The following is a 12,193-nucleotide window of genomic DNA, read 5'->3' as shown; positions in this document are numbered from 1 at the left end:
AGTTTTGAATACTGATTTTATAAAATACCAGGCACAAACGTCTCCATATCCTTTAGGCATGGAAGTTTCACATGCAATAGGTTCTTATATTTATGATACTAACAATAAAAAATACTTGGATTTTGTGGCTGGAGTTTCCGCTTGTCCGCTTGGACATCAACATCCAAGAGTAAACCAAGCTATAAAAGACCAATTGGACAAATATTCTCACGTGATGGTTTATGGTGAATATTCGCAAAGTCCAGCAGTTGAATATTGTAAATTACTAGCTTCTCTCTTGCCGAAACCATTGGACAAAACCTATTTGGTCAATTCAGGAACCGAAGCTATAGAAGGCGCTTTAAAACTTGCTAGAAGAACTACAGGAAGAAGCCAATTGATATCGTGTCACAATGCCTATCATGGTAATACAATGGGTTCTATGAGCGTTATGGGGTTTGAAGAACGCAAACAAGTATTTCGTCCTTTGATTCCTGATGTAGATTTTATCACTTTCAATAACGAAGAAGATTTACACAAAATAACTACTAAAACGGCCGGAATTATTCTAGAGACCATTCAAGGTGGCGCTGGATTTATACAACCACATAATGATTTTCTAAAAAAGGTACGTCAACGCTGCGACGAAGTGGGTGCCATGATGATTCTAGACGAAATCCAACCGGGTTTTGGACGAACAGGAAAACTTTTTGGATTCCAAAACTACGATGTAGTACCTGATATTCTTGTCATGGGAAAAGGAATGGGAGGTGGCATGCCTGTAGGTGCTTTCACAGCTTCGGCGGAACGAATGGATTTATTGAGCGAAAACCCGAAACTAGGACATATTACTACTTTTGGTGGTCATCCTGTCATTGCGTCAGCCTGCTTGGCCACTTTGAAAGAAATTACCGAGACCAATCTAATGCTTGAAGCCCTAGAAAAAGAAAAACTATTTAGATCGCTTTTGGTACATCCTTTGATAGAGGAAATACGAGGAAAAGGATTAATGCTGGCCGCAATGACAAAAAGTGACCACATAACAAATGAAGTGATACTTAAATGTCAAGACAAAGGACTCATTTTATTTTGGCTACTTTTTGAAGGAACAGCGATCCGAATCACACCGCCACTAACTATTTCTAACGAAGAAATTCAAGAAGGTTGCAAAATAATACTTGAGGTAATGGACGAAATTTATAATAGAGAGTAATTTTTTTAGAAGCTATTCCTGCTATCCATTACAATCTTTTAAGGCGAACAACGCCATAAAAGGATTTTCATTTCTATCAGGGCTAGAATCTCAGGTTATTACGAAAATTCATTTTCAAAAAAGAAATTTATTTTTTGTTAATTAAATTGTTCAAAAGAATTCCTACTTCTCCTCACATTAATATTAAGGATGCCTAACTTTAGTTAGGCCAAATTAAAAAAACACAGTATGCAATTAAGCAACGAAGAAGAAGACTATAACTTGTCCCTGTCTAAATTTGAGTCTATGTTGAAAACCAACAAAGTTCTCTTTTTTGACTCAGAGGAATTTGAAGAAATTATTCTTCACTATCTCGATATGGGCAAGGCCGCTTTGGCAAAAAAAGCACTAAAACTAGCACTAGACCAACACCCTAAATCAACAGGACTAAAATTAGTTCAAGTGGAGATGTTAGTCTATGATGACAAACTAGAATTAGCCGAAAAATTATTAAATGAATTATATGCAATCGAACCAACGAACGAAGAGATATACATTCAAAAAGCAAATATTTACTCTAAAAGAGATCAACACGAAAAAGCAGTTGAATTATTAAAAATTGCTTTAAAATATACAGATGATTATGCTGATGTCCATAATTTAATAGGTATGGAATACTTATTCATGGATAACTTTGAGTCAGCAAAAGAAAGTTTTATTAAATGTCTTGAGGAAGATTTAGAAGATCAATCTGCCTTATACAACGTAGTATATTGCTTTGAATTCTTAGATCAAAATCAAGAAGCTATAACTTTCTTGAACGAATATATCGAGAAGAATCCCTATAGTGAAATTGCATGGCATCAAGTAGGTCGTTTGCATTATGGTGTAAAAGAATATGAAAGTGCGATTCGCGCCTTTGATTATGCCACCTTAATCGACGATGAATTCCTTGGTGCATTTATGGAAAAAGCGAAAGCTTTTGAACGATTAAAAAAATACAAAGAAGCAATTGAAAGCTATGAAAGAACTATCGAATTAGACGATGCTACTTCTTACGCTTTATTACGAATAGGAAAATGCCATGAAAAACTAGGCAACAAAGTCTTAGCGCTGAAATATTTCAACCAAACTGTACATGAAGATCCATTATTAGATAAAGGTTGGATTGCTATAACTGATTTTTATGTGCGTCAAAAAAACTTTCAAAAAGCACTTTTCTTTGTCAACAAAGCATTAGCTATTGACAATCAAAACCGTTTGTATTGGAAACGCTTCGCTTCCATCAACAAACAAATGAACTTCTTTGAAGAAGCTGAATTTGGATACAGAAAAGCAGTAGAATTTGGAGATTACTCGTTGGATACTTGGTTATTTTGGGTAGACATTCTTCAGTTTTTAGGTGAATTCGAAAGTGCTATTCAAACGTTATTGCAAGCATCTGAATATTTTCCAGAAGAAAACGAAGTAGAATATCGTTTGGCTGGTTTGTATTATATGCTAACAGATACGACAAAAGCAAAATTCCATTTAAGCAATGCCTTGCGATTGAATTTTGAAAACCTAAACCTTTTAGAAGAGCAATTTCCAGTTGTTTGGGCAAAAAAAGTAGTACAAAATTTTATAGCAAAACATAAAAAAATATAATGATTGACATAGTAAGAAAACGTTTTGGTTTACTGGGAAGAAATATTAATTACTCTTTTTCAAAAGGGTATTTTACAGATAAATTCAACAACGAAAACTTTGACGGTTGTACCTACGAGAATTTTGATATTCAGGAAATAACAGCTTTTCCTGAAATCATAAAAAATACTCCCAACTTAAAAGGTTTAAATGTTACTATTCCTTATAAAGAAACAGTAATTCCTTTTTTGGATAAACTATCAAAAAAAGCAGCATTAATTGGTGCTGTAAATACCATTAAAATCACCAAAAAAGGAAAACTGAAAGGATACAACACTGATTATTATGGTTTCAAAAAATCATTAGAGCCCTTATTGAAAAGCCATCACAAAAAAGCTTTGATTTTAGGAACAGGCGGCGCTTCAAAAGGAGTTGCTTTTGCTTTAAATGAGCTGAATATTCCGTACACTTTTGTTTCAAGAGAAGCCAAAGAGAACGCAATCGATTATGACAGAATCAATGCAACTACATTTGATAATTACCAAATCATAATCAACTCCACTCCTGTAGGAACAAGTCCTAACACTGAAGCATATCCACTAATTCCGTATGAATATTTCACGAAAAATCATATAGCGTTTGACCTAATTTACAATCCAGCAGAAACCCAATTTCTCAAAAAAGCAAAAGCACAAGGTGCACAAATCAAAAATGGGTTAGACATGCTTATTTTTCAAGCAGAAAAGGCTTGGGATATTTGGAATAAATAATATAAAGACACAATTACATAAAATTATATCAAACTACAACCATGAAAAGTTGTAGTTTTTTTTATTCAAAAAAGGAAAGAACGCACGGTAATTATTGAAAAATAAATGATAAAAACGACAGCAAACAATCTATAATGGATTTAAATCAATCAATTTCCTTTAAAAAAAGTGATAATCAGTTGATTAATTTTGTATTTTCAAACTGCTTTAGTACCTTTCGCAATACATATTAATACAAACCTTATACATTGAAAAAATGTTAGAAGAAAAGAATGATAACCTGTCTCGTCATGAAAACGAAGCAGATGGAAATATAGAAAACAATGCAATTGCAACTGATAAGTCTCAAACAGAGATCGTAGAAAATAGTGTTGCAATAGAACCTACTGCTATTCCTGCAGAAAATGAGGTAATTCCAACTAGGGATAAAGCTCTGGAGGCTGATGCTGCAAATGAAACTCAAAATAAGATTGCGCTAGATGCTATCGCTGATTCTAATGCAGAGGAAAGTGAAGATGAAACCTTAAAAGAGCGTCATGCTATTCCAATGCAGGATTATGATGCACTATCATTAGAAGCGTTAGTTGAAGAGCTAAAAAATTTAGTTTCAACTCACAAAGTGATATCAGCAAAAGAGCATATTGAAGAAATAAAAAAATCATTCCTAGCAAAATACAACCATCTTTTAGAAGAGAAAAAAGAAGATTTTCTAGCTGAAAATCAAGATCCGAACGAAGATTTTCAGTATCATTCTCCACTAAAAACGAATTTTGATAAATATTATTCCATTTTCAGGGATGCCAAAAATGCGCATTTCAAAAGCCTACAAACGAATCTAAAAACGAATTTAGAAACCCGTTTGGCGATAGTTGAGGAGTTAAAAGAATTGATAAACCCGCAAGCAAATATCAAAGACACCTTAAAACATTTTAATGATTTAAGAGAGCGTTGGAAAAATGCTGGAGCAATTCCTAAAGATAAATACAATCACGTTTGGAATAATTTTCACTTTCATGTAGAAAACTTCTATGATTATTTACACCTAGATAGAGAAGCAAGAGATCTAGATTTTAAACACAATTTAGAGCAAAAACAAAAAATAGTTGCTCGTGTTGAAGAATTAGTAAAAGAAGCAGATATTAATAAAGCGTTTAGAGAATTACAAGATTTACATAGAATCTGGAAAGAAGATATTGGACCTGTTTCTAGAGAACATCGAGACGAAATATGGAATAAGTTTAGTGACTTGACTAAACAAATGCACGACAAAAGAGAAGTTTTATTTGAAAATCTAAGAGGAACCGAGCTTGAAAATTTAGCAAAGAAAAAAGATATCATTGCTCAAATTGAAGTACTAGCTACTGAGAAAGTGAATGCTCACTCGCAATGGCTGGCTCAAATAGCAAAAGTAGAAGCGTTACGTACCGCTTTCTTCTCCGCTGGAAAAGTACCGTCTGATGTAAATGAAGAAACTTGGTCGGCATTTAAAACGGCCGTTAGAAATTTTAATTCTTTTAAGAACTCTTTTTACAAAGACATAAAGAAAGATCAAAATGATAATTTAAGCAAAAAAACGGCGCTTGTTGCTAAAGCCAAAGAACTACAAGAGAGTACTGATTTTGCTGCCACAACCCCTATCATGAAGCAAATTCAAGAGGAATGGAAGCAAATAGGACATGTGCCAAGAAAATATTCAGACAAAATCTGGAAAGAATTTAAAGATGCTTGTAATCATTATTTCGAAAAATTAAAAGAGCAGAAAAACGAGGAAAACACTGAAGAAGTTGCTGCTTTTGACAACAAAAAAGCTTATTTAGAAACCTTGAGAGAATTCCAATTAGTAGGTGAACATAAAGCCGATTTAGACGCTATAAAATTGCACATTGAAACGTGGAAAAACTTTGGTAAAGTTCCCTTCCCAAGAAGACATATTGAAGGAAAATTCAATAAAATTCTAGATGCTCTTTTTGAAAAGTTGAACTTAAGTAAAAAAGATACTGAAATGATGCGTTTTGCCAATAGAATGGATCACTTATCTGAAAGTCATGACACACGCAAATTAGATAATGAAAAGATTTTTATCATGCGCAAAATTGATGAAGTTCAACATGAAATTTTTCAATTAGAAAACAACATTCAGTTTTTCACCAATACTAAAAATGCAAAAAAAGAGAACTCTATTGTATTAGAAGTTCGAAAAAACATTGCTATTCATAAAGAAACGCTTGCTGTGTGGAAAGAAAAACTTAAACAATTGAGAAGCTTAAACATAGAATAAATTATCAATTAAGATTGTAAATCACAAACCTCGAACCTTACGAATTCGAGGTTTTTTTATGCGAAATTAAGATTAGATTTAACTTTCATTTATAAGAAAAAATGGTGTAAAATCAATACCAAAGGCTATATTTACAAAATGAATTGGATACGGAAAACCATAATAATCATTGGGCTTTCATTAGTTTTATTATTTGTTTTTAATGCAAATAAATCTCCGGGTCATTCCTTTGAAATCGAGAAAACCTCTTCGACTTTCTCGTCTGACAGTATTCATACTTCTGTTTTTATACAACCTCAGATCACCCACCTATTTCTTCTACATCACAAAACTTCTAATCAATATTTTGTAAAATATTTAGAAAGTTTTTTTCTTGCAATTCCTGATTTTAAAATTAGAACACCTTTTTTACGTTTTGCGAATCAAGACATTAATCGATGCGAAATGGTTTCGCTGCTACTCTTTCCCTTTCATTCTTTTTGGTAAAATAGACATTGATTCTAAAATGATACTTTGACATATTATATTCAATAATATAATTGCTTTAGTATTAAAGGACACAATTATCGTCCTATTATGAGTTGATATCTTTTGATTTTCAATTCAAATTATCTTGTTATATAAATCACTAAAAAATAAAAAAATGGACACATCTGTAACTATAATCGGTCTTGTATTAACATTAATAATCGCTGCACCTATTTTATATAATTTACGATCCACTTCACTTAATAAATCAAAAATTAACGCAATAAAAGATCAATTTAGCCAAAACAATCATTTCAAATTTGAGATTGTAGATAGGCTTAATAAAAAAATATTAGCTTTAGACGATAAAAACAAAGGATTCCTTTTAATGGATTTCAATACGAAATCAGAAAAAAATTCATTTGTAAATTTAAATGATGTTCAGTCTTGCAAATTGGTTCTCACTACAGCTAATAATGGTGACACAACTAATAGTATAGTGGTAGAATTCCAATATAAAGAAAATAAAAAAACAGAATCAGTTCCTTTTTATAAAATTGAAAACGATCAAATGGGACAAATATGTTTGTATGAAGATTATCAACTAGCAAAAAAATGGAAAGCAATATTTGATAGTCATATTAAAAAGTAATAAATATGGAATGAAAGAGACTTTAGAGTCTCTTTTTTTTGTTATTTTCTTATATGATAATTATCATTTTAAATATTTAGTCTTAGTAGTATTTTTGATTTCTAATAAATACTCCTATTATGAAAAATTCTTTAATTCAAAAATACAATGTTCCAGGACCTAGATACACTAGCTATCCAACGGTTCCTTATTGGAATGAAGCTGATTTTTCATACGAGATTTGGACAGAAACTTTAAAGAAATCATTTATACAAAGTAATGGTCCAGAAGGGATAAGTCTTTATATTCACTTACCATTCTGCGAAAGTTTATGTACATTTTGTGGTTGTAATAAGCGCATCACAAAAAACCATAGCGTAGAAAATCCATATATAGAAGCAGTTCTAAAAGAATGGGCAATATATTGTAAAATACTAGGTGAAAAACCAACTATAAAAGAAATTCATCTAGGTGGTGGAACTCCAACCTTTTTCTCTCCTAAAAACTTAGAAGACTTAATTAACGGAATTTTCACTAGTGCAAAAAAAGCTGAAAACTATGAATTTAGTTTTGAAGGACATCCAAATAATACTTCCCACGAACATTTAAAAAAACTCTATGACTTAGGATTTAGAAGAGTCAGTTACGGCGTACAAGATTATTCTGCTAAAGTTCAGAAAGCAATACACAGAGAGCAACCTTTTCACAATGTAGCGAAAGTTACTTTATGGGCTAGAGAAATAGGTTATACCTCAATTGGTCATGATATTATTTTTGGTTTACCATTTCAAGAACTTGAAGATATTATCGACACTATTGAAAAAACAAAATCATTACAACCAGATCGTTTAGCTTTTTATAGTTATGCACACGTACCTTGGATTAAAGGAAATGGACAACGCGGATTTAAGGACGAAGACATTCCTAAAGATGATAAGAAAAGAATGTTATATGAAACAGGCAAAAAATTATTGTTCGAAAATGGATACCATGAAATAGGAATGGATCATTTTGCCTTAAAAACGGATAGCCTTTATGATGCTTTTGAAAATGGAAATTTGCACCGTAACTTCATGGGGTATAGCTCTTCAAAAACACAATTAATGATTGGTTTAGGTGTTTCATCTATTAGTGATAGTTGGTACAGTTTTGCTCAGAATGTGAAAAATTTAGAAGATTATTACCAAATTTTAGAATGGGATAAATTACCTGTTTACCGCGGGCATCTATTGACAAATGAAGATTTAATCATCAGAAAACACATCTTGAATTTAATGTGTCAATTTGTAACTTCGTGGGAGAATAAAGAAACTTATTTTGAAGAAATTCCAGAGGTTTTAATTCAATTAAAAGAAATGGAAAACGACGGACTACTTATCATTAAGGAGAAAAGTATTCAGGTTACAGATGCTGGCAAGCCTTATGTACGTAATATTTGCATGGCATTCGACCTTCGTTTAAAACGAAAAACACCAGACACACAATTGTTTTCGATGACAATATAATTGTATAATGAAATAAAAAAAAATACGCCTCGAGCGTATTTTTTTTTTGAAATATTGTAAAGCTAAAAAGTTAGTGGCAATTTGGATCTTCTTGAACAAATAAGCTCATATTGGATGGAGAAATGTACGGAATTCCCAATCCTAAACCTCTTAAGATAAACAAGCAACCTATAAGCACGGCAACATACGGAATTACTTTTTGGATTTTATTTCTAATTGGAACAGTCAAAAAAGAATTTATATAAACAATACTGCTCATCATAGGAACCGTTCCTAAACCGAATAATACCATATATAAAACTCCTAGACTTGCGCTTTGCATCGCGATTGCACCAAATAAAGCAACGTACACCATTCCGCATGGCAAAAAGCCATTTAATAGACCAATAGTAAATAATGACTTATAACTCTTATTCCTAAACTGACTTCCTAAGGATGTTTTTATTTTAGAAATCAATCTATAGGCTGGTTTTGAAAAATTATATTTGGCAAATATTTTCTCTGGTACCAAAACCACAACAATCATAGCTGCACCTATGAATATGGACAAATTCTGCTGAATACCTGCGAGAAAGAAACCTTTTCCTAGAAGTCCAAAAACAAAACCTATGGTTCCGTATGCTGTTAATCTTCCTAAATGATAGGTTATGATTTGAGTAACTTTTTTAGCCTGATTTGATCGATCTACAGGCAACATCATCGCAATAGGACCACACATGCCTATGCAATGAAAACTACTTATTAAACCAAATATAAAGGCTGAGTATAGCATTTTGTGTCAAAAGTTATAATTAAGATTAAAAGCCATAAAATCAAAGGTATGACTTTATGGCTTTTTAACTACTTAATGTAAATTGTTTCTTTGGTCAAGTATGATTTTCCTTCATACTGCCATTCCATGTTAATGTCCCATCGACCGCCCGCCAAACTTTTTTTAGGTATGAGCAAAGTAGTAGCGTCAGAAAGAGAAATTGGAATTTCAAAATCTAACTTTTTGTTAGACGGTCTGTACAGGGACACTTTTCCTTTTATATTTTCTGGAACAAGAGTCACTGGAAAAACGATAGTAACTCCCTCACTAAGTATAGTAATTACTGGTTTTGAAACTAAATCTTCAGCATTTTGAATGCGTTTCATTTCATCACCAAATTTTGCATCGTGCTTGTAATATTCTTCGACAACTAAATCATTATCATATTTTGAGTCTGATTGAACCTTAACAACAAAATACAATATGAACGTAATAAACAAACCAAAAGCAATTACAATTGCTGTTCCCCAATTAATTTTCATGATATTTTCTTTAAAATTTGAAGGCTTTACCACAGTGTTAATCAAAACTACGTGGACTTAAAAAACTAGTCGTACTAGTTTCAATTTTCTTATCACCATCGTAAACTTCTATCTTCAATTTTGTCTTATCGCTATCTAATAAATTTTTATTGATTTCGACAAACAGTGTTCCACCAACCATTCCTTGTTTAGGAACAATAAGATCTTGTTTACCTACAACATTCAAAGTACCTTTTATTCCAACCAATTTGAAATGGATATCATTAACATCTTTATTGGTTTTGTTAATAATTTTAAACGTATAAATATTACTAATGTTTTCTCCCTTATGTTGAAACAATTGTCCTGGTAAACGCAATATTGTAGCTTCAACATCTGTACGTAAAAATAAAAGTCCTATTAAGATACCAACCAATATAAACAAAACAGCTGAATAGCCTTTCATTCTAGGTGTAAATTGGAACTTAGTATTTTTCTCTATTTCTTCTTCAGAAGCGTAACGAATAAGCCCCTTAGGCAAACCTACATTGTCCATAATAGCATCGCATTCATCAATACATGCCGTACAATTGATACATTCTAATTGAGTTCCGTTACGAATATCTATCCCAGTAGGACAAACATTTACACATTGTTTACAATCAATACAATCTCCTTTTCCTGATGCCTCTCTATCTTCTTGCTTATTGAATTTTGCTCTACCTAATTCTTTTTCACCACGAACAAAGTCATATGCTACATTTATAGATTTATTATCTAGTAAAACACCTTGTAACCTTCCGTAAGGGCAAGCAATAATACAAACTTGCTCTCTAAACCAAACAAAAACAAAGTAAAAGATACCTGTAAAAATCAATAAAGAGATAATAGTACTAATGTGACTAGATGGTCCTTCTTCAATCATTAAAAGCAATTTATCACTACTAATAAGATAGGCTAAAAACACATTGGCAATAAAAAAAGAAATAATTAGAAAAAGAGTCCATTTCATTCCTTTTTTTCTAATCTTTTCAGAATTCCATTCTTGCTTATCTAAACGAATTTGTGCACCTCGATCTCCTTCAATCCAATATTCAATTCTACGGAAAACCATTTCTAAAAAAATGGTCTGCGGACAAATCCACCCACAAAATATTCTTCCAAAAATTACAGTAAATAGGATTATAAAAACAACCCCAACAATCATAGAAATAACAAAAATATAAAAATCCTGAGGCCAAAAAGGAAATCCAAAAATATTGAATCTTCTTTCTAAAATATTGAACAACATGAACTGGTTGCCATTTATCTTTATAAAAGGATTCGCAACAAGAATTATAAGTAATAAATAGCTAACCCATTTCCTGTAATCATAAAACTTTCCTGAAGGTTTTTTTGGGAAAATAAATTTCCTATTACCTTCATTATCTATTGTTCCAATAGTATCTCTAAAAGCTTCATCTGGTAATTTTGACATTTCTTTTTATTTAAAACACAATTTTAAAATAATTCTTAAAATCCTAAAGCTAAATAAAAACGTGTGTTTTTAATTGCTATTTAACTGTAAAAATGTTACTCCTCAACCCAAACTTCTCCCTCTGGTGCTTTAGGATCAACAGGATTACTTCCTTTCAAAGATATGATATAGCTAGCTACTTTTTGCATTTCTTTAGGCTTCAAAGTTCCTTTCCATGCAATCATACCTTTCCCATCACGACCACCATTTACTAGAGTATGAAATATATTTTTTATTCCTCCACCTAATATCCATTCGTCATCAGTCAAGTTTGGACCAATTTGACCACCTGCATCAGCTCTGTGGCAAGCAGCACAATTAGTAGTATAAATTTCCTTTCCAACAGCTAAATCGGCGGGATCAGTCAATACAGTCACTGTTTTTTCGTCCATCATATCAGGAGCAGTTTTCATGTATTCTGCTACTTCAATTTTAGCTTGTGCAATTTCTTTTGCCAGCTCCATTTCTTGATCATCAGCGCCTAAGATTTCGAAGCGAACCATATAAACGACACCAAAAACGATAGAAGCGTAGAATAAATAGACCCACCATGGCGGAAGATTGTTATCTAACTCTTTGATACCATCATAGTCATGCTCCAATAATAATTGGTCTTCGCTTACTACTGTAGATTCTGGTCTTACAAACGTTGATACTAATTTTTTATACCAATCACTTTCAGTGAAACTCTGAGTACCTGCTGCATTTAATTTCGCTTTTTCCTCTTCAGTCATTAATTGATAAGTGATATTGTCTACAGCTCTCATTGTAATTGATATCGCTATTAATACAAAGAGAAATACCATTAAAAACACAGAAACCATAGGGTACTTAATAAAAGCAGGCTTATCCCCTGAGTCAACGAAATACTCCATTGCTCCAAATGCAGCAAAGAAAAGAACAAGTACGCTTACGTATGCTGGAATTAATTTTTTCATTCTATATATTTTTAAAAA

10 protein-coding genes are annotated in these 12,193 nt (G+C 32.1%); 6 read left to right on the top strand and 4 right to left on the bottom strand.

Features of this window, described 5'->3' with window-relative positions; all coding sequences use genetic code 11:
* Nucleotides 1-4: 4 nt before the first annotated feature.
* From LNP27_RS07910 to hemN, 6 genes are all read left to right on the top strand, one after another.
* Nucleotides 5-1,192, top strand: coding sequence for an aspartate aminotransferase family protein (locus LNP27_RS07910; RefSeq protein WP_229941104.1), 1,188 nt, complete (start codon nt 5-7; stop codon nt 1,190-1,192).
* Nucleotides 1,193-1,420: 228 nt separating this feature from the next.
* Entirely contained in the window at nt 1,421-2,818 is a 1,398-nt protein-coding gene (locus tag LNP27_RS07905) for a tetratricopeptide repeat protein (RefSeq protein ID WP_229941102.1), read from the top strand.
* Nucleotides 2,818-3,567, top strand: coding sequence for a shikimate dehydrogenase family protein (locus LNP27_RS07900; protein WP_229941100.1), 750 nt, complete (start codon nt 2,818-2,820; stop codon nt 3,565-3,567). Before LNP27_RS07905 ends, LNP27_RS07900 begins: the two co-directional genes overlap by 1 nt.
* A 256-nt stretch (nt 3,568-3,823) precedes the next feature.
* The gene (locus LNP27_RS07895) at nt 3,824-5,845 is read left to right on the top strand and encodes a DUF349 domain-containing protein (protein WP_229941098.1); all 2,022 of its coding nucleotides are present in this window, start codon (nt 3,824-3,826) and stop codon (nt 5,843-5,845) included.
* Between the two features lie 643 nt (nt 5,846-6,488).
* Nucleotides 6,489-6,965 (top strand): hypothetical protein, encoded by a 477-nt coding sequence (locus LNP27_RS07890; RefSeq protein WP_229941096.1) that lies wholly within the window; start codon nt 6,489-6,491, stop codon nt 6,963-6,965.
* Nucleotides 6,966-7,084: 119 nt separating this feature from the next.
* A complete protein-coding gene (hemN, locus tag LNP27_RS07885; RefSeq protein ID WP_229941094.1) occupies nt 7,085-8,449 on the top strand; it encodes an oxygen-independent coproporphyrinogen III oxidase in 1,365 nt (454 codons plus the stop codon).
* A 70-nt stretch (nt 8,450-8,519) separates the two neighbouring features.
* Here the strand turns inward: hemN and LNP27_RS07880 are convergent, their stop codons facing one another.
* The 4 genes from LNP27_RS07880 to LNP27_RS07865 form a co-directional block, all read right to left on the bottom strand.
* On the bottom strand, nt 8,520-9,221 hold the full coding sequence (locus LNP27_RS07880; RefSeq protein WP_229941093.1) for a sulfite exporter TauE/SafE family protein: 702 nt from the start codon (nt 9,219-9,221) through the stop codon (nt 8,520-8,522).
* 68 nt (nt 9,222-9,289) lie between these two features.
* Complete coding sequence (locus tag LNP27_RS07875; RefSeq protein WP_229941092.1) at nt 9,290-9,742, bottom strand: FixH family protein; 453 nt, start codon at nt 9,740-9,742, stop codon at nt 9,290-9,292.
* A gap of 37 nt (nt 9,743-9,779) precedes the next feature.
* Nucleotides 9,780-11,198, bottom strand: a complete 1,419-nt coding sequence (gene ccoG / locus LNP27_RS07870; protein WP_229941091.1) for a cytochrome c oxidase accessory protein CcoG — start codon at nt 11,196-11,198, stop codon at nt 9,780-9,782.
* Nucleotides 11,199-11,293: 95 nt separating this feature from the next.
* Nucleotides 11,294-12,175, bottom strand: a complete 882-nt coding sequence (locus LNP27_RS07865) for a cbb3-type cytochrome c oxidase N-terminal domain-containing protein (RefSeq protein WP_229941090.1) — start codon at nt 12,173-12,175, stop codon at nt 11,294-11,296.
* Between the last annotated feature and the right edge of the window lie 18 nt (nt 12,176-12,193).

The organism is Flavobacterium galactosidilyticum, from assembly GCF_020911945.1.
Taxonomy (GTDB): Bacteria; Bacteroidota; Bacteroidia; order Flavobacteriales; family Flavobacteriaceae; genus Flavobacterium; species Flavobacterium galactosidilyticum.
The sequence above is the reverse complement of the archived record's forward strand: the minus strand, read 5'-3'. Positions and strand labels throughout refer to the sequence as shown.